Raw genomic sequence first — 24,832 nt, 5'->3', positions numbered from 1 at the left:
CCGGGCTCAGCGCTGCGCGCCGACGCCTGACCGGCGATGCCGCCCGTACTGCTCGCGGATGATCGGCTGCTCGTTCACGGGCAGTTCGCGCACGAGGTCTACGGGCCATTCCGCCCACGAGCCACGTGCCGCCGAACTCGCCTGACGCGCGGCCCCCAGAGCGACGTACTCCGCGGGCTGCGGCACCCGGATCGGGAGGCCGAAGACCTCGGCCGCGATCGACTGCACGGCGGGGTTCATCGCGGCGCCGCCGATCAGCGTGACGGAGCGCGCCGCCAGGCCGACCTCGCGCAGCGCTTCGAGGCCGTCGGCGAGCCCGCACAGGAGGCCCTCGATGGCGGCGCGCGCGAGGTGCTCCCGCCGCGTCGAGGCGAGCGTCATGCCGAAGAGCGTGGCGGTCGCATCGGGCAGGTTCGGGGTGCGCTCGCCCTCGAAATAGGGCTGGAGCACCAGACCGTCCGCCCCCGGGGGCGCGGTGAGCGCCAGGCGCCCGAGTTCCTCGTGGTCGACGCCGAGGAGCCCCGCGATGCTGTCGAGCACGCGCGCGGCGTTCAGGGTCGCGATCAGCGGCAAGTGCGCGCCGGCCGCATCCGCGAACCCCGCGACCGTGCCGCTGGGGTCGGCGATCGGAGTCTCCGACACGCCGAACACCGTTCCGCTCGTGCCGATGGAGACGACGGCATCGCCGACGCCGATGCCGAGGCCCAGACCGCCGGCGGCATTGTCTCCGGCGCCGGGAGCGATCGCGATCCCGTCGGGAATGCCGGCGTCGGCGAGCCCCGCGGTGCGGGCGCCGATGCCGAGCGGGTCGAGTACTCGGGGGACGACCGCGTCGTGCCCGAGCGCGGCGCGCAGCAGCTCGGTGTCGTACGCTCCGGTACGAGCGCTCCAGTAGCCGGTGCCGCTCGCGTCGGATCGGTCGGTGAAGAGCGCGGTCAGGTCGGCGCCGCGGGGCGCGTCGTCCGCGGGGCCGTACCCGGCAAGGCGCCAGCTGAGCCAGTCGTGGGGCAGTGCGACGGCGGCCACCGCCGCTGCATGCTGCGGCTCGTGGTCGCGCAGCCAGCGCAGTTTGGAGATGGTGAACGATGCGACCGGCACGAGCCCGACGCGTTCGGCGAGCGCCTCCTCGCCGAACTCCCGGCGCAGGTCATCGGCCGCGGCCGCGGAGCGGGTGTCGTTCCAGAGCAGCGCATCGCGGATCACGCGCCCGTGCTCGTCGAGCGCGACCATGCCGTGCTGCTGCCCGCCGATGGCGATCGACGCGACATCGGCGAGGCCGCCCGCATCGGCGAGCGCGACCTGCAGCGCGTCCCACCACGCCTGCGGGTCGACTTCGGTGCCCGTCGGATGCGACGCGCGGCCCTCGCGCACGATGCGGCCGGTCTCGGCGTCGCAGATGACGACCTTGCAACTCTGCGTGGAACTATCAATGCCTGCGACGAGCATGCCGGGCCCTTCGGTGGTTCGGGTGCGGAACCGGGGACCGGCCTCCGCGGGTTGGAGAACTGAGTGGGCCCCGTGCAGGGGCCCACTCAAGGAGGATAGTCTGGATCAGCGTGCTCCCATGAGGTGCTCCATCGCGAGCTGCTGCAGACGGACGAAGCCGAAGCCTCGACCGTCGAAGTACGGCGTCGCGTCGAAGTCCTCGTAGCTCGCGCGGTCGGCCAGCAGATCGTTCAGGGTCTCGCCCGGGGCGAGCGTGGGGGTGCGCAGTTCGGCGACCCGTGCGGCCTCCAGTGCGCTCCGCACCTCGGGGTCCGCGCGGAATGCCGCGGCGCGCTCCTTCAGCAGGAGGTACATGCGCATGTTCGCGGCTACCGACTCCCAGACCCCGTCCGAATCCTCGGTGCGCGACGGCTTGTAGTCGAAGTGGCGCGGGCCGGTGTAGGCGGTGCCGCCCTCGGGCGAGCCGAACTCGAGCAGGTCGACGAGCGAGAACGCGTTCTGCAGATCGCCGTGGCCGAAGACGAGATCCTGATCGAACTTCACCCCGCGCTGACCGTTGAGGTCGATGTGGAAGAGCTTGCCCGCGTCGAGCGCCTGGGCGATGCCGTGGGTGTAGTTGAGGCCCGCCATCTGCTCGTGGCCGGTCTCGGGGTTCAGGCCGACCATCTCGGGGTGCTCGAGCGTCTCGATGAAGCCGAGCGCGTGTCCGATGGTCGGCAGCAGGATGTCGCCGCGCGGCTCGTTCGGCTTGGGCTCGATCGCGAATCGGATGCCGTATCCCTGTTCGCGCACGTACTCCGAGAGCAGGTTCACCGCCTCGCGGTAGCGGGCCAGGGCGGCCTGCACATCCTTCGCCGCATCGTACTCGCTGCCCTCGCGGCCGCCCCACATGACGAAGGTCTCGGCGCCGAGCTCGGCGGCGAGGTCGATGTTGCGCAGCACCTTGCGCAGCGCGAAGCGCCGCACCGAGCGGTCGTTCGATGTGAATCCGCCGTCCTTGAACACGGGGTGGCTGAACAGGTTGGTGGTGATCATCGGGATGACCAGGCCGGTCTCGTCGAGCGCGCCCTTGAGGCGGTCGATCTCTGCACGGCGCTCGGCGTCGCTGCTCTCGAACGGGAAGAGGTCGTCGTCGTGGAAGGTCATGCCCCACACGCCGAGATCGCTCAGGCGGTGCACGGCTTCGACCGTGTCGATCGGTGCGCGGGTCGCGCTGCCGAACTGGTCCTGCGCCTGCCAGCCGAAGGTCCAGAGGCCGAACGAGAACTGGTCTTCACGAGTGGGTGCATGCATGGTCGCTCCTTTGCGAAGGGGATGAAGGATCAAATATGTACTTACTGACAACATATAAGAATCGGCGGGTGCTGTCCAGCGACGGGCGTTGCAGCGCAGTGCGCCCGCGCGGGCCCCACTAGGCTGGTGGCGTGGCAGCAGCGCGTGGTTCGAAGTCCAAGATCCCTCAGCTCGAGTGGACCGCGGCGGCCCCCGCGCCGGTCGTGCTCATCAGCGGTCCCGAGGCGTTCCTCGCCGACCGCGCCACCCACGCGATCCGCGAGGCGCTGCGCGAGTCGCACGGCGAACTCGAGGTCCACGACGTCGACGCGGCATCGTACGCCGCGGGGGAGCTGTTCACGATCGCGAGCCCGTCGCTGTTCGCCGAGCCGCGCCTCATCCGCGTCTCGGGCGTCGAGAAGTGCTCCGACGCCTTCCTCGAAGACGCGAAGCGCTACGTCGAAGCCGCCGCAGACGATACGACGCTGGTGCTCCGGCATTCCGGCGGCCAGCGCGGCAAGGCCCTGCTCGACCGCGTGCGCGCGGGGGCGGGGGCCGGCATCGAAATCGTCTGCCCGGAGATGAAGAAGGATCAGGATCGCCTCGCGTTCGTGCAAGCGGAGTTCCGGCGCCTCGGCGCGCAGATCACCCCCGGAGGCGCTCGCATGCTCGTCGACGCGTACTCCGGCGGCCTCGGCGAGCTCGCCGGGGCGTGCGCCCAGCTCGTCGCCGATGTCGGGCCGCGCATCGCGGAGGCCGAAGTCGGCCGGGCGACCGAGGGCCGTGTCGAGACCACGGGGTTCAAGGTCGCCGATGCGGCGACCGCGGGCCGCGCGGCTGAGGCGCTCGTGCTGCTGCGCCAGGCGCTCTCGACGGGCACCGATCCGATCCCCGTCCTCGCCGCGCTCAACATGAAGGTGCGCGGCATGGCGCGGGTGCACGGCGCGCGAGGATCGAGCGGTCAGCTCGCCTCGCAGCTCGGCATGGCGCCGTGGCAGGTCGATCGCGCGCTGCGCGAGGTGCGCGGCTGGCAGGAGGAGGATCTGGCGCGCGCCGTCGATCTCGCCGCCGAGACCGAATGGCGGTTGAAGGGTGGCAGCAGGGATCCCGAGTACGCGCTCGAGAAGTACGTGCTCTTCATCGCGCGGCGCGGTCGCACCCGCTGACCGTCGCCCCGAAGGCCCGCAGAACGCACGAAAGGCCCCGCCGAAGCGGGGCCTTTCGGAGGATCCGAGAGGTGCGGCTGCTTAGAGCGCGGCGACCTTCGCAGCGAGCTTCGACTTGCGGTTCGCAGCCTGGTTCTTGTGGATGACGCCCTTCGAGACGGCCTTGTCGAGCTTGCGCGCGGCGACCTTCAGGTTGCCTTCGGCAGCGGCCTTGTCGCCGGCGGTGATGGCCTCGCGCGTCTTGCGGATGAGCGTGCGGAGCTCGCTCTTGTACGCGCGGTTGCGCTCGGTAGCCTTCTGGTTGGTCTTGATGCGCTTGATCTGCGACTTGATATTTGCCACGTTGGGGTGATTCCTTACGATTCTTCAGGTCAGTCGGGATTGTTCTGCGCGGTGAGAGAGGGCACCTTGCAGAGGGTGTGGATGATCTCCACACGCAAGCCAAGAATCAACTTTAGCAGATCGCCCCCCGATCGGTGGCAGCGAGGGCCGAAATCTCGCGGCGCGGCGCGCCTCGCCGAACGGCGCCCGCCTGGCCGGTCGCACGGCCGGATCATGCGATAATGGCAGGCGATGTCTCCTCGTAGTGTGAACCCTCCCGTGCCGGCGTCGACCGACCCCGCGAAGATCCGCAACTTCTGCATCATCGCGCACATCGATCACGGCAAGTCGACGCTTGCCGACCGCATGCTCCAGATCACCGGCACGGTGCCCGAGCGCGAGATGCGCGCCCAGTACCTCGACCGCATGGACATCGAGCGCGAGCGCGGCATCACGATCAAGTCGCAGGCCGTGCGCATGCACTGGCAGGCCGACGGGGTCGAGTACGCCCTCAACATGATCGATACGCCGGGCCACGTCGACTTCAGCTACGAGGTCAGCCGATCCCTGGCGGCCTGCGAAGGCGCCATTCTGCTCGTCGATGCGGCCCAGGGCATGGAGGCCCAGACGCTCGCGAACCTCTACCTCGCGATGGAGCACGATCTCGAGATCATCCCCGTGCTCAACAAGATCGACCTGCCGGCGGCGGACCCCGAGCGCGTGGCGCGCGAGATCTCGGACCTCATCGGCGGCGACCCGGCCGACATCCTCGCGGTGTCGGGCAAGACCGGCATGGGCGTCGAGGCCCTGCTCGACCGGGTCGTGGAGCGCATCCCCGCACCGGTCGGCGACGCCGAGGCCCCGGCGCGCGCCATGATCTTCGATTCGGTCTACGACCCCTATCGGGGCGTCGTCACCTATGTGCGCATGGTCGACGGCAAGCTCGCTCCGCGCGAGAAGATCCAGATGATGTCGACCGGCAGCGATCACGAAGCGCTCGAGATCGGCGTGTCGTCGCCCGAACCGCGTGCGACCCGGGGGCTCGCGGTCGGCGAGGTGGGATACCTCATCACGGGCGTCAAGGATGTGCGCCAGTCGAAGGTCGGCGACACGATCACGTCGAAGATCCACGGCGCCGACGAAGCGCTGCCCGGCTATACCGACCCCAAGCCCATGGTCTTCTCGGGCCTCTACCCGATCGACGGCAGCGACTACCCGGCGCTGCGCGAGGCCCTCGACAAGCTGAAGCTCGAAGACGCGGCCCTGCAGTACGAGCCCGAGACCTCCGTGGCGCTCGGCTTCGGCTTCCGCTGCGGCTTCCTCGGCCTCCTGCACCTCGAGATCATCTCCGAGCGCCTGCGCCGCGAGTTCGACCTCGACCTCATCGCGACCGCTCCGAGCGTCGTCTACGAGGTGACTGCGGAGGACGGCACCGAGGTGACGGTGACGAACCCGTCCGAGTACCCCGAAGGCAAGATCGCCTCGGTGCGCGAGCCGATGGTGCGCGTCGCGATCCTCGCCCCGAAGGACTACGTCGGCACGATCATGGAGCTCTGCCAGAGCCGCCGCGGCAGCCTGCTCGGCATGGAGTACCTGGGCGAGCGGGTCGAGCTGCGCTACGCCGTGCCGCTCGGCGAGATCGTCTTCGACTTCTTCGACCACCTGAAGAGCCGCACGCAGGGCTACGCCTCGCTCGACTACGAGCCGATGGGCGAGCAGGAGGCCGATCTCGTCAAGGTCGACATCCTGCTGCAGGGCGACAAGGTCGATGCGTTCAGCGCGATCGTCCACAAGGACAACGCGTACCACTACGGCACCATGATGACCGAGCGCCTGCGCAAGCTGATCCCGAGGCAGCAGTTCGAGGTGCCGATCCAGGCCGCGATCGGCTCGCGCATCATCGCGCGAGAGAACATCCGCGCCATCCGCAAGGATGTGCTCGCCAAGTGCTACGGCGGCGATATCAGCCGCAAGCGCAAGCTGCTCGAGAAGCAGAAGGAGGGCAAGAAGCGCATGAAAATGGTCGGCCGCGTCGAGGTGCCCCAGGAGGCGTTCATCGCCGCGCTGTCCGGAGATGTGGAGGGCAAGGAGGGGTCGAAGAAATGACGAGCTCGAACCGGGACCACGGCGGGCGGCGCAGCAGTCATGTCGGCATGCCGGCCGCGTACGCTTCGATCGGCGCGACCCGCGACCCCGATCTGCTCCGCTTCCCGCCCGAGGGCAGCACGCCCTACGAGGAGGAGCAGCGGCTCGGCAGCGGCGAGGAGCGCTTCCTCTCGGCGTCGAGCCTGCTCATGACCTGGGGCGCGCAGCGCGGCGCCGGCATGACGGTCGAGGTCGTCGAGCGCGGACCCGATGACGAGTACGAAGGCGTCGAGTTCGACGAGCACGGCGTCGCGCAGGCGGCCGCGCCCCGCGAGGACACCTTCGGGCCCGACGGCGAGCCCTATCTGAATGCGGGTACGAGCGCGGATATCGCGCTGCAGGGCGGGATCGCGCGGCGCGTGCTCATCGTCTACACCGTCGACGAGGAGCGCCGCGTCGGATTCGCCTGGGGCACCGGCGATGAGCTCGGCGCGATCGGCGAGCAGCGCTTCGTCGTGGAGCGCCGCGACGACGACACCGTCTGGGCCGTGGCCCGCGGCTTCCTGACCCCGGCCAAGAACGGCCTGCTGGGCCTCAAGGCGCGCGCCGACCTGCGCGCGGCCATCGACGCCGTCAAACTGCAGATCGGCGCGCTGGCGCCGGGCGCCGCCGCGACCGTGACCGCGGGCGCCTCGACGGGCACGGCGCGAGCGGAGGCCGCCGCGGAGCCCGAGGCGACTGCGCAGCCCGCGGAGACGTCGGACCATTCGGAGGCCGCCGCGGAGCCCGTCGATTCGCACGAGAGCGCGACGGGCGAGTAGCGTGCCGTCGGCTCTGCCCGAGGGCGACCCGGCTCCCGAGACCGGTCTGCTCCCCGCGAGCGCCGCCGTCGGTTCGGCCGAACGCGCGTTCGGGGTCTACGTGCACGTGCCCTACTGCCGCGTACGGTGCGGGTACTGCGACTTCAACACCTACACCGCGACCGAGCTCGCCGGCACGAGCCGCGACGACTACGCGGGCGAAGTGCGCGGCGAGCTCGCGTTCGGCGCCGACGTGCTGCGCCGTTCCGGCGTGGTCGAGCGCCCCGTCAGCACCGTCTTCTTCGGCGGCGGAACGCCGACGCTCCTCCCGGCGACCGACCTCGTCTCCATGCTCGCGGGCATCCGCGACGAGTGGGGGCTCGCACCGGGCGCCGAAGTGACCACCGAGGCCAACCCCGACTCCGTCGACGCGGAATACCTCGCGGCCCTCGCCGACGCCGGTTTCACGCGGGTGAGCTTCGGCATGCAGTCCGCGGTGCCGCACGTGCTCGCCACGCTCGACCGCACGCACACGCCCGAGCGCATCCCGCTCGTGACGAGCTGGGCGAAAGCGGCCGGGCTGCAGGTGAGCGTCGATCTCATCTACGGTACGCCGGGGGAGAGCCTCGCCGATTGGGAACGGTCGATCGATGCGGCCCTCGCGACCGAGCCCGACCACATCTCCGCCTACGCGCTGATCGTCGAGCGCGGCACGAAGCTCGCGGCCCAGATCCGCCGCGGCGAGGTGCCCGAACCCGACGACGATCTGCACGCGGAGATGTACGAGCTGGCCGACGGGCGCTTCGCCGCCGCCGGGTTCTCGTGGTACGAGATCAGCAACTGGTCGCGCAGCCCCGAGACCCGGTCTCGGCACAACCTCTCGTACTGGACGGGCGAGGACTGGTGGGCCGCCGGCCCCGGTTCGCACAGCCACGTCGGCGGCACCCGGTGGTGGAACGTGAAGCACCCGGCGGCGTACGCGCAGCGCATGCACGCCGGCGTCTCGCCCGCGCACGCCCGAGAGGTGCTGAGCGACGAGGCCCGGCGCGAGGAGCGCATCCTCCTCGAGACCCGCATCGCCGACGGCCTGCCGATCGCGGTACTCGATGCAGACGAGCGGCGGGCCGTGCCGGGGCTCATCGCCGAGGGTCTCATCGACGGTCGCGCCGCGATCGCCGCCGACGGCACCGCGGGCGGGAGGATCGTTCCGACGCTGCGCGGTCGGCTGCTCGCCGATACCGTCGTGCACCGCTTGCTCGCGGGTTGATCGCGGGCGGGCCGCGTAGCGGGTTCGGCACCGACGGGTTCCCGCGGAATCAGCGGAGCGCGAACGCCGACCGCCGGGATCGGCCGCGAACTCCTCGTGCGTTAGACTGGCACTCAGTCATGGCGAGTGCCAAATGCACCCGAGTGCGACGGGCCGGGCGCGGCCGAGGACTTCACCCCGCAGAGGGTCGACCGATGGGAGAGGATGCGCATGAGCGGTGAACGCAACGTCTCCGAACGCAGTCTCGCCGTGCTGCACGCGATCGTGGGCGACTACATCGCGTCGAGCGAGCCCGTCGGGTCGAAGGCCATCGTCGACCGGCACAGCTTCGGCGTGTCGGCGGCCACCATCCGCAACGACATGGCGCTGCTCGAGGAGGACGAGCTGATCGCCCAGACGCACACCTCGTCGGGGCGCGTCCCCACGGACAAGGGGTATCGGCTGTACGTCGACACGCTCGCGAAGATCCGTCCGCTCACAACGGCGCAGCGCGCAGCCATCACACGGTTCCTCGGCGAATCGAGCGATCTCGACGATGCCATGGTGCGCTCGGTGCGGCTGCTCGCGCAGCTCACGAACCAGGTCGCGGTGGTGCAGTACCCCTCGCTGCGCCGTACGACCATCCGGCACATCGACCTGGTCGTCCTCGGCCAGGACCGGGTGCTCTCGGTACTCATCCTCGGCAGCGGCGTCGTCGAGCAGCAGATGACCCGTCTGCCGGCATCGTTCGTGACCGAGACCTGGGTGCACGGGCTGCGCGACCGGCTGGCCGACGCCATCGTCGGCGCCGACGTCGACGCCGGCATCGCAGCGCTCTCCGCGCTCGGCGACACGATCGCCGAATGGGCGCATCCGCAGGAGACCGACCTCGTCAGGCTGCTGCTCGAGCTCGTGAGCGCGCAGCTGCAGGCGAACCGGAGCGAGAAGATCGTCATCTCGGGCGCCGCGAACCTCTCCCGGCCCGAGGAGTTCTCGGGATCCCTGCACACCGTGCTCGAGGCGATCGAAGAGCAGGTCACCCTGCTGCGGCTCTTCGGCGAGCTCGTGCAGGACGAGCGCGAGGTCTCGGCCTCGATCGGCCGCGAGAACGCCCCGTACGGGCTGCAGGCGACCTCCGTGATCGCGTCGAGCTACGAGAGCGACGGCGCATCGTCGTCGCGACTCGGAGTGCTCGGCCCGCTGCGCATGGACTACGCGGGGAACATGGCCGCGGTGCGCGCGGTCGCACGATACCTGAACCGTCTGCTCGACGAAGACCATTGACCTCGGCGCGCGGGCAGCGCGCCGCTTGAACACGACACCATCTGCTGAGGAGCGAGAACGTGGCCGATCACTACGAAACGCTGGGAGTCTCTCGTGAGGCGACCCCCGAAGAGATCAAGAAGGCGTACCGCCGTCTCGCGCGCGAGCTGCACCCCGACGTGAACCCGAGCGAGGAGGCGTCCGAGCGCTTCAAGGCGGTCACCCACGCCTACGACGTGCTGAGCGATCCCGAGCAGCGCCAGCGCTACGACGTCGGCGGCGACGCGAACGGCGGCATGGGCGGCTTCGGCGACATCTTCGAGACGTTCTTCGGCGGGGGCGGCTTCGGCGGGGGCCAGCGAGGCCCGCGCTCCCGCTCCGAACGCGGCGACGACGCCATGATCCGCGTCGACGTCGCGCTCGACGAGGTCATCTTCGGCTCGCAGCGCGACATCACCGTCAACACGGCCGTGCTGTGCGACACGTGCCAGGGCAGCTGCTGCCAGCCCGGCACGCACCCCGTCACCTGCGACGTCTGCGGCGGCCAGGGACAGGTGCAGCGCCAGGTGCGCTCGCTGTTCGGCAACGTCGTGACGATGCACCCCTGCGGCAGCTGCCAGGGCTACGGCACCGTCATCGAGCATCCGTGCATCACCTGCGGCGGCAAGGGCCGCGTGCGCGAACGGCGCACGATCCCGGTCGACATCCCCTCCGGCATCGACACGGGCACCCGCCTCCAGATGCGCGGCGGCGGCGAGGTCGGCCCGGGCGGCGGCCCGAACGGCGACCTCTTCATCGAGTTCCGGGTCACCCACCACGACATCTTCAGCCGCGACGGCGACGACCTGCTGTGCACCATGCAGGTGTCGATGACCGACGCCATCCTCGGCGTGCAGTCGAAGCTCGAGGGCCTCGACGGGGAGATCCCCGTTGAAATCGAGGCCGGGGTGCAATCGGGCGACATCATCACGGTGCGCGGGCGCGGCATCCAGGGGCTGCGCACGACGAACCGCGGTGACCTCAAGATCGCGGTGCAGGTCGCGACTCCGACGAAGCTCTCGAAGCGGGAGCAGGATCTGGTGCGGCAGCTCGCCGCGCTCCGGAAGGACGACGCGCCGCATCTCGGCGAGTTCCACCAGAGCTTCTTCGGCAAGATCAGGGACCGCTTCTTCCGCTAGGAGGCGAGCGCGAGATGGCCAACCTCTACTACCGCGAAGACCTCGACGACAGTGCCTTCGGCGCCGGCGCGACCGTCGAGGTCGTCGGCGACGAAGCGCGTCACGCCGTGAAGGTCTCGCGCCTGCGCCTCGGAGAGCGGATCTCGGTGGGCAACGGCTCCGGTGCGATCGGCTCGGGCGAGGTGGTGACGCTGGAGCGGGACCGCTTCTCGGTGCGTCTCGACACGGGGCACGCCGCGCCCGCGCCCGCGCAGCGCGTGGTGCTCGTGCAGGCGCTCGCGAAGGGCGACCGCGACGAGCGGGCCGTCGAGCAGGCCACCGAGTTCGGCGTCGACGCGATCGTGCCGTGGGAGGCTTCGCGCTCCGTGTCGCGGTGGGGGGCCGAGAAGGCCGATAAGGGCGTCGCGAAGTGGGCGCGCATCGCCCGCGAGGCCTCGAAGCAGTCGCTCCGCGCCCGCATTCCGGGCATCGACCGGCCCGTAGGTCTGCCGGAGCTCTGCACCCTCGCCGGTGCCGCGGGCACCGAGGTCATCGCGCTGCATCCGCGCAGCGGCGCTCGACTCTCCGAGTGGGCGAACGGCGGCGCGGCGCGCGCCGCGCACGAGATCGTGCTCGTGGTCGGCCCGGAGGGCGGCTTCGCCGACGCCGAACTCGATGCCCTGGAGGCCGCCGGTGCGCGTACGCTCGTGCTCGGCGATACGGTGTTGCGCACCTCGTCGGCGGGCCCCGCCGCCCTCGCGGTGCTGGCTACGGCGCTCGGCCGCTGGTAGAGCCCTCGGCGGCGACGCCGCGCCTCAAGGCGCTTGCGGCGGCAGGTCGTCGAACGGGTCGGTGCACGGGAAGCCCCTGCACGGCAGCAGCGGTGCGCGCGGCGCAGTGCCGGGCGGCGGCGCGAGCAGTTCAGCCGCCCGTTCGGCGTCGACGAACTGGATGCCCTTCGTCGTCATGACGCTGCGACCGACCTCGCACTCCGCATCGTAGGGCGGCTGCTCGTAGTCGAAGGCGCGCAGCGCTTCGACCGAGAACTCTTCCATGAGGGCGTGCGCGGCCCCGCTCCACGAATTCTCCAGGTCGGCTCCGGCAGCGGTCCGAGGGTACTTCTGCACCTCCGATACCGTGGCCGAGGCGATGGTCGGCGACGTCAGCCGGCCCAGCCTGGGGCCGCGCACCACGAGATCGTAGGTGACCCCCGCGATGAGCGGCACCTCGGTGCCCGGGTCGCTCGAGCAGGCGACCCGCTGGCGCGAGACGAACCGGCCGCAGTCGCTGACCTGCTTCGGCACGATCACCCGGCGCTCGCGGATCAGCTTCTTGCCGATCGTGCACGACGACACCTCGCTCGCGGGGAAGAGCGGGTTCGCGAGCGGCAGACCGACGCCGACGAGCAGCGCCCCGAGCACCGCCACTGCGGGGAGCCCGAGCGCAGTCCGTCGGAGACGTCGGCGCGACGGGGGCCCGCCGCTCCGCTCGGTCGAGGTTTCGGTCACCGCTTCATTCTGCCAGAACGCGGAATGCGGGCCCGTCGACCCCTGGGGCCCGGAACGCCGCGGCGGACCTCGCTGTAGACTTGAGCGCATGGCAGAAGAAACCGTGTTCGGCAAGATCGTCTCGGGCGAGATCCCGGTCGAGATCATCGCCGAGACCGACCGCGTCATCGCATTCCCCGATATCGCCCCCCAGGCGCCGCTGCACGTGCTCGTCGTGCCGAAGTCGACCGAGTACGCGAACGTGACCGAGCTCGCGGCCGGCTCTCCCGAGACCCTCGCAGAGATGATCGCGGTGGCCCAGCAGATCGCGACCGAACGCGCCAACGGCGAGTTCCGGCTCATCTTCAACAACGGCGCGAGCGCCGGCCAGACCGTCTTCCACGTCCACGCCCACGTGCTCGCCGGCGCATTCGGGGAGAGCTCGCTCGTTGGCTCCTGAACCGGAACTGCAGCGCACGGTACGGCTCACCGGGGTCGATCTCGCGGCCTTCCTCGGCCACAGGGATCAGCTCATCGCCGATCTCGAGGCGCAGCACCCCGATGTGTCCTTCCATGCGCGCGACGAGGTACTGTCGCTGCGCGGGCCGATCGAGGCCGTGCGCCGGGCCGAGCAGGTCGTCGCCGAGGTGCTCGAGGTCGCCCGACTCAGCGGCGCGGTCTCGCGCACCGATGTGCAGGCCGTCACGAAGATGGTGCAGAACGGGGCAGGGGCCGCTGCGGGGCGCGCGCTCGGCGAGCCGATCCTCTCCGTGCGGGGCCAGTCCGTGCGGGCCCAGACCGCCGGCCAGCGCGCCTACGTCGATGCGATCGACGAGAACACCATCGTCTTCGGCACGGGCCCGGCGGGCACCGGCAAGACCTACCTCGCGATGGCCAAGGCCGTTCAGGCGCTGCAGCAGCGCGAGGTCGCGAAGATCATCCTGACCCGCCCCGCCGTCGAAGCGGGGGAGCGCCTCGGCTACCTGCCCGGCAGCCTCGAGGACAAGATCGACCCCTATCTGCGACCGCTCTTCGACGCGGTCGGCTCGATGATGGACCCGGAGCTCGTGCCCCGGCTCCTCGCGAACGGCACGATCGAGGTCGCGCCGCTCGCCTACATGCGCGGCCGTACCCTCAACGAGGCGTTCATCATCCTCGACGAAGCGCAGAACACCACACCCGAGCAGATGAAGATGTTCCTCACCCGCCTCGGCTACGGCTCGAAGATGGTCATCACCGGCGACAGCACGCAGGCCGACCTGCCACTGCGCTCGAGCGGGCTGAGCGTCGCGAGCCGCATTCTGCACGATGTCGAAGACATGCACTTCGCGTCCCTCACCGCCGACGACATCGTGCGGCACAGTCTCGTCGGGCGCATCGTCGATGCGTACACTGCCTACGAGGAGCGCATACAGCAGCGAAAGGACGACGCCTCATGAGTGTCGAGATCAACAACGAGTCGGCCATCGAGGTCGAGGAGACGCGCCTGCAGCGGCTCAGCGCCTTCGTGCTCGAATCGCTGCACGTGCACCCCGACACCGAGCTCGGCGTGCTGCTCGTCGACGAAGCCTCGATCGAACGGCTGCACGTCCAATGGATGGACGAGCCGGGCCCGACCGACGTGCTCAGCTTCCCGATGGACGAGCTGCGCCCCGGGCGCGTCGACGCGAAGACCCCGGCCGGGCTGCTCGGCGACGTCGTGATCTGCCCCCAGGTCGCCGAGATGCAGGCCGAGGCCGCCGGTCACGACCTGCAGCAGGAGATCTCGGTGCTGCTCACGCACGGCATGCTGCACCTGCTCGGCTTCGACCACGCGACGCCCGATGAAGAGGCGGAGATGTTCGGCCTGCAGCGCGATCTGCTGCTCTCCTTCGCCATGCGCGAGCGCTCCCGGTGAGCCCCGGCCTCGCCGCACTGCTGCTGGCGGCCGCGGTGCTGCTGCTCTCGTTCGGCGGGCTGCTCGCAGCGACGGACGCGGCCCTCGGCGTGCGCTCGAAGGCCGATCTGCTCGCCCTCGCGGAAGAGGGCACCCAGACCGGGCGCGCGATCCAGGCGATCGCCGACGACGAACGCGCGCATCTGAACACCATCGGCTTCGTACGCGTGTTCACCGAAACGCTCTCCGCCGTGCTCATCACGCTCGTGCTCGCATACTCGCTCGACCGCATCTGGCTCACGCTGATCGTCGCCGGCCTCGTCATGACCGCCGCCACCTTCGTGCTCGTCGGGTCGAGCCCGCGCACGGTCGGCACGCATCACGCCGACGCCTTCATCCGCACGACCGCGCGGCTCGTGCGCGGTCTGCGCATCATCCTCGGGCCGATCGCGACCGGGCTGATCCGCCTCGGCGATCGCGTCACCCCGGGGCGGGCCGGCTCCTCGGGGCGCATCCGCGACGAGCAGCAGCTGCTGTCCATGGTCGACCAGGCCGCCGAGCACGCCGTGCTCGAGGATGACGACCGCGAATACATCCACTCGCTCGTCGAATTCGGCGATACCCTCGTGCGCGAGGTGATGGTGCCGCGCATCGACATGATCGCGGTATCGAACGAGGCGAGCGTGCGCGAAGCGCTCGAGCAGCTGCTCGCCTCGCGCCACTCGCGCATGCCGGTCTTCGACGGCGACATCGACGAGATCGCCGGCATCGTCCACCTGCGCGACGCCAGCGGCTTCCTGTTCAGGCGGCCCGAGGAGGCCGAGACGGCCCTCGTCACCCGCATCATGAAGCCCGCGATGTTCGCCCCCGAGCTGCAGCGCGCCGACGAACTGCTGCGGCAGATGCAGCGCGAAGCGACCCACCTCGCGATCGTGGTCGACGAGTACGGCGGGATATCGGGCCTGGTCACCCTCGAGGATCTCATCGAGGAGCTGCTCGGCGACATCTCGGATGAGCACGACCGAGAGGTCGCGGAGGTCGAACTGCAGGCCGACGGGTCGCTGCTCGTGAGCGCCCGCCTCTCGGTCGAGCGGCTCGGAGAGCTCTTCGACATCGAGCTCGAGGACGACGAGGTCGATTCGGTCGGCGGTATCGTCGCGAAGCACCTCGGCAGGCTGCCCGAAACGGGGGACCGCGTCGTGGTCGCGGGTATCGAACTCATCGCCGCGGAGACGCTGCGGCGCAATCGACGACTCATGTCAGTGGAAGCCCGATTCGTCGGGACCGAGGAGGAACAGGAATGAACGCGCAGACACCCGAGGGGTACCGGGCCGGCTTCGCCTCCTTCGTCGGACGCCCCAACGTCGGCAAATCGACGCTCACCAACGCGCTCGTCGGCGAGAAGATCGCCATCACCAGCCCGAAGCCGCAGACGACGCGGCGGGCGATTCGCGGCATCGCGCATCGCCCGAACGGCCAGCTCGTCATCGTCGACACGCCGGGCATCCACCGCCCCCGCACCCTGCTCGGCGAACGTCTGAACGCGCTCGTCGAGTCGACCCTCGGAGACGTCGACGTCATCGGCTTCTGCGTGCCCGCGAACGAGAAGCTCGGCCCCGGCGACCGCTTCATCAACGATCGCCTGAACGACTTCCCGCGCGCCAAGAAGGTCGCCATCCTCACGAAGGTCGACCGGGCGTCGAAGACCGAGATCATCGACCAGCTCACGCGTCTCGGAGAACTGCGCGAATGGGATGCGGTCGTACCGGTCTCCTCGGTCGCCAACGAGCAGCTCGACGTGCTGAGCGACGTGCTGCTCGACCTCATGCCCGAATCGCCTCCGCTCTACGTCGACAGCGAGTCCACCGAGGAGAGCGAGGACGACCGCATCGCCGAGCTCATCCGCGAAGCGGCCCTCGAAGGCGCCCGCGAAGAGCTGCCGCACTCGCTCGCCGCGACCGTCGACGACCGCGAAGAGCGCGAGCCGGAGGACGATGGGCCCGGTCTTCTCGAGATCTACGCGTCGATCTACGTCGAACGCGACAGCCAGAAGGGCATCGTCATCGGAGCCGGCGGGTCGAGGCTCCGCGAGATCGGCAAGAATGCGCGCCGCGAGATCGAAGCGCTGCTCGGCCGCCGGGTCTACCTCTCACTGCGTGTGAAGGTGCTCAAGGAATGGCAGCGGGACCCGAAGGCGCTCGGCCGGCTCGGCTTCTGAACCGACTAGAATTCGAGCCATGCACGCACTCGTCGACATCACCGATCAGGCCCAGATCACCGCGCTCTCCCAGAATTACGGCATCTTCGCGATCGCCTGGTACGTCATCGTCGCCATCGCGCTCTGGCGGGTGTTCTCGAAGGCCGGGTATCCCGGCATTCTTGCGATCATCCCCATCGTGAACGTCTTCATCCTCGTCAAGGTCGCCGGCTATTCGGCGTGGATGACCCTGCTCTACCTGATCCCGATCGTGAACATCGTCTTCTCGATCTTCGTCGCGATCCGCACCGGCGACCGCTTCGGCAAGGGAGGCGCGTTCTCGTTCTTCCTGCTGTGGGTGTTCTCGGTGATCGGCTACCTCATCCTCGGCTTCGGCAGCGCAGGCTACCGGCCGCGGAGGTAGGGGCACCTACTCGAAGGCCCGCCCTATGCTCATCTTCCGCCGCTGAAGCCGCCTCCGCCTCCGCCGCCGACGGACCCCCCGCCGCTCGAACCGCCCGAGCTGCTCGAGGTGTAGCTCGTCGCCGACGTCATGGCGCTCGTGAACTGGGAGATCGTGCCGCCGATCTCCGCAGTGCCGTGCAGACCGAGCCCCGGATACCATGCCGGGCCGATATCTGTCGCGGTTCCGTACGTCGCATAGGTGACCTCGAGCGTGCGCGCCCACTCCTTCTCGAGCTTGAAGAGCACGGCATAGGGCAGCAGCTTCTCGTAGATGTGGATCACGTTCACGCTGCCGTCGTCGAAGCGCTCCGCCCCCGTATACGACTGCAGCATCTGCAATCGCTCCTGCTCGGCGACGCGGATGAAGAGCTTCACCCCTTCGAGATGCTCCCGCCACTCGGCGCCGAGCGGCGTGTGCACGCGATGCTTCGACAGGCAGACCAGTGCGAGGACGAGCCCCACGGCGCCCACCGCGGCGGCGATGATCGGCTGCGGGCCGATGTTGCGCGAGACCAGTGCGACGGCCGTCGCCGCGAGTCCGACGACCGCGAGCCCCAGGCCCACGAAGCCGAGCACGCGCGCGGCGGGGGTGCGCTCCTTCGTGAAGAATCCGCGTTTCAGGGCCTCGGCGTCGGCGGTCTCGCCGAGCCTGCGCATCCGGGCCGAGAAATGCTCGCTCGACTTCGGGACGACGAACGTCTCGCCCGGAGCGATCTCGTCGAAGAGCAACTGCAGCATCGCCTTGTCGAGCATGTCGGGCGCGCGGAACCCGTCGAGCACGCGGAGCATCGGCCGCGGCGCGCCGCGGCCGAAGACGCCCTGATCCTCGCCCTCTTCGATGCGGATGGCGCCGTTCACCGCGAGGTGGACGATCTCGGCGGCGGCGGCCCGACCCGTGCTCCCGACGATGGAGCCCGCGATGAGCGGCGGGAGCTCGGGCGGCACCTCGTACTGGGCGACGACCGTGCCCCGGTACTGCTTGCGGCGCGCACCGTGTCGACCGACGACGATGAGACCTGCGACGCCGACGGCGCCTGCGCCGGCCGTGAGCGCGAGCGGCCCCCAGTCGAGCGCTGCATTCTGCAGGCGCCGCGGCGGTTGCACGACGCTTCCGGGTTCGAGCCCGATCGCGACGGTCACGCCCTGGCGGGGGAGCAGGCGGAGCGACGGCACGGCGAACTCCGCGTCGTGCTCGGAGATCGAGCATTCGGCGTTCGACCCGGCCGAGCCCGTATAGCAGCGCAGGTCGCCGTTCATGCGGTCGGCGAGCTCGGGCGAGAACGCGATCTCGGCCGTGAACGAGTCGACCGACTGCGCATGCTCGGAGTCCATGACGTCCCAGTAGAACTCGTCGGCGCGGCCATCCTCGCGCGCCAGCACGACGTCGCTGAGGGTGTACTCGATCACATAGGTCTGACGTCCGTGCACGTATGCGTCATCTCCGGTGAGCACGGCCACGAACCCGTCCTCCCGCTCCACCGCGAACGGAACGGGCGCGCCGTTCGCGTCGGTCACGGTGAAGTCGCGCGGATCGGTCGGCGAGCCCTCGTAGTCGATCGGGAGCCCCCGTACGATGCCGCGATTCTGGTCGAAATCGGGGAACCTGGCCGTGATCGTCTCGCTCACGTGCGCGACGGCGCGGCCCTCCGCGTCGACGCCGATCTCGTAGCGCACGTTCCAGCTCTCGTATCCGAACATCTGCGCGTTCGCCGAGGCGGCGACGCTCGGGAGCGCGATGCCGAGGAGGATGCTCCCGAGGGCGAGCAGAGCGAGGACGAGGGCGCGGATCGGATGGACGCGTCTGATCGTTTCCATGCAGACCACTCTAGGGAACACGGGCGCGGCGGGCGGCGTGTTAGGATCGGAGCATGCTGTTCGGCTCGCTTCTCCTTAGCTGCCGCGACGAGTCCTAATCTGAGGCCTCCCTCGTCGCGGCGTTCGTGTTTGGCTGAGCAAAGTATTCGACGAGAAAGATTCGAGCCCATGAAGAACATGCAGCAGCCCTCGGGCATGCCGATCCATCGCTACCGTCCGTTCAACGAGATCATCACGGTCGAGCTCCCGGACCGCACCTGGCCGGCGAAGCGCATCACCGAGGCGCCCCGCTGGTGCGCGGTCGACCTGCGCGACGGCAACCAGGCGCTCATCGACCCGATGAGCCCCGAGCGCAAGCGCATCATGTTCGACCTGCTCGTGAAGATGGGCTACAAGGAGATCGAGGTCGGGTTCCCGTCGGCCAGCCAGACCGATTTCGACTTCGTGCGCCAGCTGATCGAGGAAGACGCGATCCCTGCCGATGTCACCATTCAGGTGCTGACCCAGGCGCGCGAGCACCTCATCAAGCGCACCTACGAGTCGATCATCGGCGCGAAGCAGGCGATCGTGCACCTGTACAACTCGACGAGCATTCTGCAGCGCGATGTCGTCTTCCGCCAGGATCGCGACGGCATCAAGCAGATCGCGCTCGACGGCGCGAGACTGTGCCGCGAATCCGAGGCCATCTGCCCCGACACCGAGGTCTTCTACGAGTACTCGCCCGAGTCGTACACCGGCACCGAACTGGAGTACGCCGTGGAGGTCTGCAACGAGGTGCTCGAGATCTTCGAGCCGACGCCCGAGCGCAAGGTCATCATCAACCTGCCCGCCACCGTCGAGATGGCCACGCCGAACGTCTACGCCGACTCGATCGAATGGATGAGCCGCAACCTGGCGCACCGCGAGAACGTGATCCTGTCGCTGCACCCGCACAACGACCGCGGCACCGCCATCGCCGCGGCCGAGCTGGGCTACATGGCGGGGGCCGACCGTATCGAAGGCTGCCTCTTCGGCAACGGCGAGCGCACCGGCAACGTCGACCTGGTCGCGCTCGGCATCAACATGTTCACGCAGGGCATCGACCCCCAGATCGACTTCTCGCGCCTCGACGAGGTGCGCCGCACCGCCGAGTACTGCAACCAGCTGCGCGTGCCCGAGCGCAGCCCGTGGGCCGGCGACCTCGTCTACACCGCCTTCTCGGGATCGCATCAGGATGCGATCAAGAAGGGCTTCGAGCGCATGCAGGCCGACGCGGATGCGGCGGAGAAGTCGATCGACGAGGTCGAATGGGCAGTACCCTACCTTCCCGTCGACCCGAAGGATCTGGGCCGTTCGTACGAGGCCGTCATCCGCGTGAACTCGCAGTCGGGCAAGGGCGGCGTCTCGTACCTGCTGAAGACCGACCACAGCCTCGATCTGCCGCGCCGTCTGCAGATCGAGTTCAGCGCGGTCGTGCAGGGCGTCACCGATTCCGAGGGCGGCGAGGTGTCGAGCGACGAGATCTGGCGCATCTTCCAGGACGAGTACCTGCCGAGCTCCGACCCGTCGTCCGATCGCTGGGGGCGCTACGAGCTGTTCCGCACCGCGACGTCGAGCGCGGGCGACGGCGTCACCGAACTCGAGGTCGACTACCGCGACGGCGCGGCCGAGAGCTCGATGACGGCCCGAGGCAACGGGCCCGTCGACGCGTTCATCAATGCGCTGAACGCCGAAGGCCGCGCGGTTACGCTCTTCGACTACGTCGAGCACGCGATGAGCTCGGGCGGCGACGCGGTCGCCGCGGCCTACGTCGATCTCGAGGTCGACGGCCAGCGTCTCTGGGGCGTCGGCATCGACCCCGACACGTCTCGCGCCACGCTGAAGGCCATCGTCTCCTCGGTCAATAGGGCAGTGCGGAACGCGAATGCAGAGCATTCGCCCAGCACTGCCGTGCCGCACACGGCGGCAGCCCACGGAGCGTAGCGCGGGGTAGCAGTGCGGAACGCGAATGCAGAGCATTCGCCGGAGACCGTCACCGCGTAGGCGTTCGCACCGACCCGCCCGCCGCACCGATCGTTCGTAGATAGTTTCGAATGGTCGGTGTGGCGGGCTCGGTTTCTCGGCCGTGCATTCTAGGCTGATGCTGTGATTGCTTCAGTGCGCGGACAGGTGCAGGCGGCGGGTGCCGGTTGGGTGGTCGTCGAGATCGGCGGCGTCGGGATGCGAGTCGAAGTGCCGAGCGGACGTGTCGCGCAATTCGTGCCGGGGGACGAGGTGCGGTTGCACACGTCGCTCGTGGTGCGCGAGGATTCGCTGACGCTCTTCGGCTTCACGGGAGCAGACGACCTGGAGGTGTTCGGACACCTGATCGGCGTGTCGGGGGTCGGCCCGCGCAGCGCCCTCGGAGTGCTGTCGGCGCTGAGCCCGGGCGAGATCGCCCGCGCGGTGGCGGCCGAGGACGAGAAGCCGTTCCGCAAGGTCTCGGGCATCGGCCCGAAGACGGCGAAGCTCATCACCGTATCGCTGGCCGGCAAGCTGGCGCAGTACGCGATCGAGAGCGATTCCGCGGTACCCGCCTCGAGCCCTGAGGAACAGGTCGCCGCGAGCGTGAGCGAGGGGCTCGTCGGCCTCGGCTGGCGCGAAGCCGACGCCGAGCAGGCGGTGCGGGACGCGCTCGACGCCGGTGCGCCCGCCGAGAGCTCCGGGTTGCTGCGCGCCGCGCTCGTGCTGCTGCAGGCCGGCCGGGCCGGCTCGAGGGCCGCGCGATGACGGGGGAGCTGTCACCGCAGGCCGCACCGTCGGAGCAGGGATTCGAGGGCGCCCTCAGGCCCACGCGCCTGGCGGAGTTCGTCGGGCAGGCGAAAGTGCGCGGTCAGCTCGGGCTGCTGCTCGAAGCGGCGACGCTCAGAGATCACACCCCCGACCACATTCTGCTCGCGGGCCCTCCCGGACTCGGCAAGACCACGCTCTCGATGATCGTGGCGTCCGAGCTCGACAAGCCGCTGCACCAGACGTCGGGCCCCGCAATCCAGCACGCCGGCGATCTCGCCGCCGTGCTCTCGGCGCTCACGCCGGGGGAGGTGCTCTTCATCGACGAGATCCACCGTATGGCGCGCAGCGCCGAAGAGATGCTGTACCTCGCGATGGAGGACTTCAAGATCGACATCATGGTCGGCAAGGGGGCGGGGGCGACGTCGGTGCCGCTCGAGCTCGCGCCGTTCACGCTCGTCGGGGCGACGACCCGTGCGGGGCTCCTGCCGAACCCGCTGCGCGACCGCTTCGGGTTCACCGCCCACCTCGAGTTCTATTCGGACGACGAGCTCGCGAGCGTCATCAGGCGCGCCGCGGGGCTGCTCGGTTTCGACCTCTCGGACGAGGGCGTGGACGAGATCGCCGGCCGTTCGCGCGGTACGCCGCGCATCGCGAACCGTCTCCTGCGTCGCGTGCGCGACTACGGCCTCGTGCACGGCGCTCCGGGCGATACCGAGACGGTGCATGCAGCGCTCACGCTCTACGACGTCGATCGGCACGGCCTCGACCGGCTCGACCGGGAGGTGCTCGCGGCCGTCGTCGAGCGCTTCGGCGGCGGCCCCGTCGGGCTCGCGAACCTCGCCGTGTCGGTCGGTGAAGAGGCCGAGACGATCGAAGCGGTCGTCGAACCGTTCCTGGTGCGCGCCGGGCTCCTCACCCGGACTTCGCGCGGTCGCATGGCCACGAAGCTCGGCTGGCAGCACGTCGGAGCCCCGATCCCGGAGCACCTTTTCTCCGTGTGACCCCGGAATTCTCGTTCACGGCGCGAATCGAGGAATCCGCACGGTAGAGTTGAGGGGTCTGTGCCGCAGGCACATCGCTTCCTCGAAAGGACCATAGTGGACCCGATTACTCTCGTCATGTTCGGCCTGATCGCCGTGCTGATCTTCTTCATGTTCCGCAACGGCAAGAAGCGTCAGCAGGCCCAGCAGGAGCTGCAGAACTCGCTGCGCCCCGGCGCCGAGGTCATGCTGCAGTCGGGCATCTTCGGCACGATCGAATCGATCGATGAGGAGAGCAACCGCGCCACCGTCATGAGCGGCACCTCGACGATCGTCGTGCACCGCAGTGCGATCAGCCAGGTCATCGCCGGCGCCGAGGCGCCCGCGGAGAGCGCCGAGCCGCAGCTCGCTCCCGATGACGACCCCGAGTTCGGCGAGCGCCTGAACGCCGAATCGGAGAAGATCGAAGACGCCGCGAGCGACGCAGTCGAGGCCGAGGGCGTGCAGCCCGAGGAGACGAACGACGAGGACGGCAACGGGACCAAGCCCCAGGCCTGAGTCGGCGCCCCCGCGATCCGCGGGGGCTCCTGTTCGTCAGTAGAGAAAGCAGTTACGTTTTGGCCTCCACACCAGCCGTGCGCAAAGCGCGTCGATCCCTGGTCTTCCTGTTAGTGATCATCGTCGGCATCACCGGCCTGATCGCCCTCGGCGTGCAGCGCAGCGATGCGACCTGGACCCCGAAACTCGCCCTCGACCTGCAGGGCGGCACCCAGGTGCTGCTCGCGGCCGAGCAGACCGACGGCAAGGCCGTCAGCGGCGAGCAGCTGCAGCAGGCGGTGTCGATCATCCGGCAGCGCATCGATGCGGCGGGCGTCTCGGAGGCCGAGATCACCACGCAGGGCAGCCAGAACATCTCGGTCTCGATTCCGGGCAAGGTCGACGACGCGACGCTGCAGCGCATCGAGGCCTCGGCGCAGCTGGACTTCCGTCCCGTGCTCGCCATGGACTACTCGACGCCGAACCCGGACGCCTCCGCCGATGCCTCGGCCGACACGGCCGCAGCCGGCGACGCGGACGCGACCGCCGGGGACGCCGCGAAGGAAGACACTGCGAAGCAGGACACCGCGAGCAAGGACGCCGCGAAGGACGAGACTGCGAAGCAGGAGTCGAAGAAGACCGATTCCGCCGACGCCGACGCGAAGACCGCCGAGGAACCGGCCGATCTCTACCCGGACCCGCTGCCGAAGGGCGCGGGCGATCTCGAATGGCTGACGCCCGCGCTGCAGGAGCAGTTCGCGGCGTTCAGCTGCGACTCCGACGCCGCGCTCGACACCCGCAACGCGAAAGCGGATCGCCCGCTCATCACCTGCGACAACTCGGGTCAGCTGAAGTACATCCTCGGCCCGGTCGAGCTCAAGGGCGACACGATCTCCGATGCCACCGCGCAGATGGCGACCACGTCGACCGGCGCGACGACCGGCGAATGGGCCGTGCAGCTCACTCTGAACAAGGCCGGCACCGAGACCTTCGGCAAGATCAGCACGCGCCTCTACGGCGCACCGCAGCCGCAGGATCAGTTCGCCTTCGTGCTCGACGGCCGCGTGCTCGCGGCCCCGCAGATGCAGGGCCAGATCCTCGACGGCCGCCCGTCGATCACCGGCGGCTACACGCAGGAGACCTCGCAGCTGCTCGCCGACCAGCTGAAGTTCGGCGCATTGCCGATCGGCTTCACGGTGCAGAGCCAGGAGGACATCTCGGCGACGCTCGGTTCGAACCAGCTGCAGGCGGGTCTGCTCGCAGGCCTGATCGGTCTGCTGCTCGTCGTGATCTACTCGCTGTTCCAGTACCGGGCGCTCGCCTCGGTGACGATCATGTCGCTCGTGATCGCGGCGGTGCTCACGTACCTGCTGCTCACCTTCTTCTCGTGGCGCCAGGGCTACCGGCTCTCGCTCGCGGGCGTCGCGGGCATCATCGTCGCGGTCGGCTTCACCGCCGACTCGTTCATCGTCTACTTCGAGCGCATCAGGGATGCCCTGCGCGACGGCTATTCGATCGAGGGCGCCGTCGAGAACGGATGGAAGCGCGCGATCCGCACGGTGCTCGCGTCCGACGGCGTGAATCTGCTCGCCGCGGTGATCCTGTTTGTGCTCGCGGTCGGCAACGTGCGCGGCTTCGCGTTCACGCTCGGTCTCACGACCATCGTCGACGTCATCGTCGTCGCGTTCTTCACCCACCCGATGCTGGTACTGCTCGCGCGCACGCGCTTCTACCGCGAGGGGCACCGCTTGTCGGGGCTCGACCCGCGCCAGCTCGGCGCCGTCTACCGCGGCCGCATGCAGTTCCGGGCGCCGGTCATCACTGCGACCGGCGCAGGCAAGAAGAACGCCCGCAGCCGCAAGGAGGCCGAGCGCCGCCAGACGATCGCCGAGCGCAAGGCCGCCGAGGCGGCGGGGGAGAACGCCTCCATCGTCGAAGACGCCGCTGCTGCCGGAAAGGAGAGCTAGA

At 69.4% G+C, this 24,832-nt stretch carries 23 protein-coding genes; 18 read left to right on the top strand and 5 right to left on the bottom strand.

Annotation, left to right across the window (positions count from 1 at the left end; translation table 11 throughout):
• Window positions 1–6 precede the first annotated feature (6 nt).
• Together xylB and xylA are read right to left on the bottom strand one after the other, a co-directional pair.
• On the bottom strand, window positions 7–1,446 hold the full coding sequence (gene xylB, locus ACUYTF_RS12745) for a xylulokinase (RefSeq protein ID WP_434143817.1): 1,440 nt from the start codon (window positions 1,444–1,446) through the stop codon (window positions 7–9).
• 105 nt (window positions 1,447–1,551) lie between these two features.
• The gene (gene xylA, locus ACUYTF_RS12740; RefSeq protein WP_434143819.1) at window positions 1,552–2,739 is read right to left on the bottom strand and encodes a xylose isomerase; all 1,188 of its coding nucleotides are present in this window, start codon (window positions 2,737–2,739) and stop codon (window positions 1,552–1,554) included.
• A gap of 131 nt (window positions 2,740–2,870) precedes the next feature.
• On the opposite strand from xylA, the gene holA reads away from it, so the two are divergent.
• On the top strand, window positions 2,871–3,884 hold the full coding sequence (gene holA, locus ACUYTF_RS12735; protein WP_434143821.1) for a DNA polymerase III subunit delta: 1,014 nt from the start codon (window positions 2,871–2,873) through the stop codon (window positions 3,882–3,884).
• 81 nt (window positions 3,885–3,965) lie between these two features.
• Here the strand turns inward: holA and rpsT are convergent, their stop codons facing one another.
• Window positions 3,966–4,226, bottom strand: coding sequence for a 30S ribosomal protein S20 (gene rpsT, locus ACUYTF_RS12730; protein WP_434143822.1), 261 nt, complete (start codon window positions 4,224–4,226; stop codon window positions 3,966–3,968).
• A gap of 231 nt (window positions 4,227–4,457) precedes the next feature.
• On the opposite strand from rpsT, the gene lepA reads away from it, so the two are divergent.
• The 6 genes from lepA to ACUYTF_RS12700 all read left to right on the top strand — a co-directional run bounded on the left by lepA (window position 4,458) and on the right by ACUYTF_RS12700 (window position 11,547).
• The gene (gene lepA / locus ACUYTF_RS12725; RefSeq protein ID WP_449279884.1) at window positions 4,458–6,311 is read left to right on the top strand and encodes a translation elongation factor 4; all 1,854 of its coding nucleotides are present in this window, start codon (window positions 4,458–4,460) and stop codon (window positions 6,309–6,311) included.
• Window positions 6,308–7,111, top strand: coding sequence for a DUF1990 family protein (locus ACUYTF_RS12720; RefSeq protein ID WP_449279883.1), 804 nt, complete (start codon window positions 6,308–6,310; stop codon window positions 7,109–7,111). The genes lepA and ACUYTF_RS12720 overlap by 4 nt, the downstream gene beginning before the upstream one ends.
• A gap of 1 nt (window position 7,112) precedes the next feature.
• The gene (hemW, locus tag ACUYTF_RS12715) at window positions 7,113–8,357 is read left to right on the top strand and encodes a radical SAM family heme chaperone HemW (protein WP_449279882.1); all 1,245 of its coding nucleotides are present in this window, start codon (window positions 7,113–7,115) and stop codon (window positions 8,355–8,357) included.
• Window positions 8,358–8,567: 210 nt separating this feature from the next.
• Entirely contained in the window at window positions 8,568–9,620 is a 1,053-nt protein-coding gene (gene hrcA, locus ACUYTF_RS12710; protein WP_434143829.1) for a heat-inducible transcriptional repressor HrcA, read from the top strand.
• A gap of 59 nt (window positions 9,621–9,679) precedes the next feature.
• Window positions 9,680–10,777, top strand: coding sequence for a molecular chaperone DnaJ (gene dnaJ / locus ACUYTF_RS12705; protein WP_449279881.1), 1,098 nt, complete (start codon window positions 9,680–9,682; stop codon window positions 10,775–10,777).
• 14 nt (window positions 10,778–10,791) lie between these two features.
• A complete protein-coding gene (locus ACUYTF_RS12700; RefSeq protein ID WP_434143832.1) occupies window positions 10,792–11,547 on the top strand; it encodes a 16S rRNA (uracil(1498)-N(3))-methyltransferase in 756 nt (251 codons plus the stop codon).
• A 24-nt stretch (window positions 11,548–11,571) separates the two neighbouring features.
• Here ACUYTF_RS12700 and ACUYTF_RS12695 read toward each other — a convergent pair whose 3' ends face one another.
• Window positions 11,572–12,264 carry a hypothetical protein gene (locus ACUYTF_RS12695; RefSeq protein WP_434143834.1) on the bottom strand — a complete coding sequence of 231 codons (693 nt, stop codon included), beginning with the start codon at window positions 12,262–12,264 and terminating at the stop codon, window positions 11,572–11,574.
• A gap of 88 nt (window positions 12,265–12,352) precedes the next feature.
• On the opposite strand from ACUYTF_RS12695, the gene ACUYTF_RS12690 reads away from it, so the two are divergent.
• From ACUYTF_RS12690 to ACUYTF_RS12665, 6 genes are read left to right on the top strand one after another with little or no spacing between them, the layout of a single operon-like run.
• Window positions 12,353–12,703 carry an HIT domain-containing protein gene (locus ACUYTF_RS12690; RefSeq protein ID WP_434143835.1) on the top strand — a complete coding sequence of 117 codons (351 nt, stop codon included), beginning with the start codon at window positions 12,353–12,355 and terminating at the stop codon, window positions 12,701–12,703.
• On the top strand, window positions 12,693–13,682 hold the full coding sequence (locus ACUYTF_RS12685; protein ID WP_449279880.1) for a PhoH family protein: 990 nt from the start codon (window positions 12,693–12,695) through the stop codon (window positions 13,680–13,682). The genes ACUYTF_RS12690 and ACUYTF_RS12685 overlap by 11 nt, the downstream gene beginning before the upstream one ends.
• Window positions 13,679–14,140 (top strand): rRNA maturation RNase YbeY, encoded by a 462-nt coding sequence (gene ybeY / locus ACUYTF_RS12680; protein WP_434143838.1) that lies wholly within the window; start codon window positions 13,679–13,681, stop codon window positions 14,138–14,140. The genes ACUYTF_RS12685 and ybeY overlap by 4 nt, the downstream gene beginning before the upstream one ends.
• A complete protein-coding gene (locus tag ACUYTF_RS12675) occupies window positions 14,137–15,423 on the top strand; it encodes a CNNM domain-containing protein (protein WP_434143839.1) in 1,287 nt (428 codons plus the stop codon). Before ybeY ends, ACUYTF_RS12675 begins: the two co-directional genes overlap by 4 nt.
• Window positions 15,420–16,337 (top strand): GTPase Era, encoded by a 918-nt coding sequence (era, locus tag ACUYTF_RS12670; protein WP_434143841.1) that lies wholly within the window; start codon window positions 15,420–15,422, stop codon window positions 16,335–16,337. The genes ACUYTF_RS12675 and era overlap by 4 nt, the downstream gene beginning before the upstream one ends.
• A gap of 19 nt (window positions 16,338–16,356) precedes the next feature.
• Window positions 16,357–16,740, top strand: a complete 384-nt coding sequence (locus ACUYTF_RS12665; protein WP_434143843.1) for a DUF5684 domain-containing protein — start codon at window positions 16,357–16,359, stop codon at window positions 16,738–16,740.
• A gap of 29 nt (window positions 16,741–16,769) precedes the next feature.
• Here the strand turns inward: ACUYTF_RS12665 and ACUYTF_RS12660 are convergent, their stop codons facing one another.
• Window positions 16,770–18,596, bottom strand: a complete 1,827-nt coding sequence (locus ACUYTF_RS12660; RefSeq protein ID WP_449279879.1) for a DUF2207 domain-containing protein — start codon at window positions 18,594–18,596, stop codon at window positions 16,770–16,772.
• 168 nt (window positions 18,597–18,764) lie between these two features.
• Between ACUYTF_RS12660 and leuA the strand changes: the two genes are divergently transcribed.
• From leuA to secD, 5 genes are all read left to right on the top strand, one after another.
• The gene (leuA, locus tag ACUYTF_RS12655) at window positions 18,765–20,558 is read left to right on the top strand and encodes a 2-isopropylmalate synthase (protein ID WP_434143846.1); all 1,794 of its coding nucleotides are present in this window, start codon (window positions 18,765–18,767) and stop codon (window positions 20,556–20,558) included.
• 162 nt (window positions 20,559–20,720) lie between these two features.
• Window positions 20,721–21,344 (top strand): Holliday junction branch migration protein RuvA, encoded by a 624-nt coding sequence (gene ruvA, locus ACUYTF_RS12650; protein ID WP_449279878.1) that lies wholly within the window; start codon window positions 20,721–20,723, stop codon window positions 21,342–21,344.
• Window positions 21,341–22,348, top strand: a complete 1,008-nt coding sequence (gene ruvB / locus ACUYTF_RS12645; RefSeq protein ID WP_434143850.1) for a Holliday junction branch migration DNA helicase RuvB — start codon at window positions 21,341–21,343, stop codon at window positions 22,346–22,348. Before ruvA ends, ruvB begins: the two co-directional genes overlap by 4 nt.
• A 96-nt stretch (window positions 22,349–22,444) precedes the next feature.
• Entirely contained in the window at window positions 22,445–22,885 is a 441-nt protein-coding gene (gene yajC / locus ACUYTF_RS12640) for a preprotein translocase subunit YajC (protein ID WP_449279877.1), read from the top strand.
• Window positions 22,886–22,944: 59 nt separating this feature from the next.
• Window positions 22,945–24,831 (top strand): protein translocase subunit SecD, encoded by a 1,887-nt coding sequence (gene secD / locus ACUYTF_RS12635; RefSeq protein WP_434143853.1) that lies wholly within the window; start codon window positions 22,945–22,947, stop codon window positions 24,829–24,831.
• The last annotated feature ends 1 nt before the right edge of the window (window position 24,832 follow it).

This window comes from Leucobacter sp. GX0328 (assembly GCF_053567315.1).
Note: the sequence above shows the minus strand (reverse complement) of the source record. Positions and strands in the feature narration are given on the sequence as shown.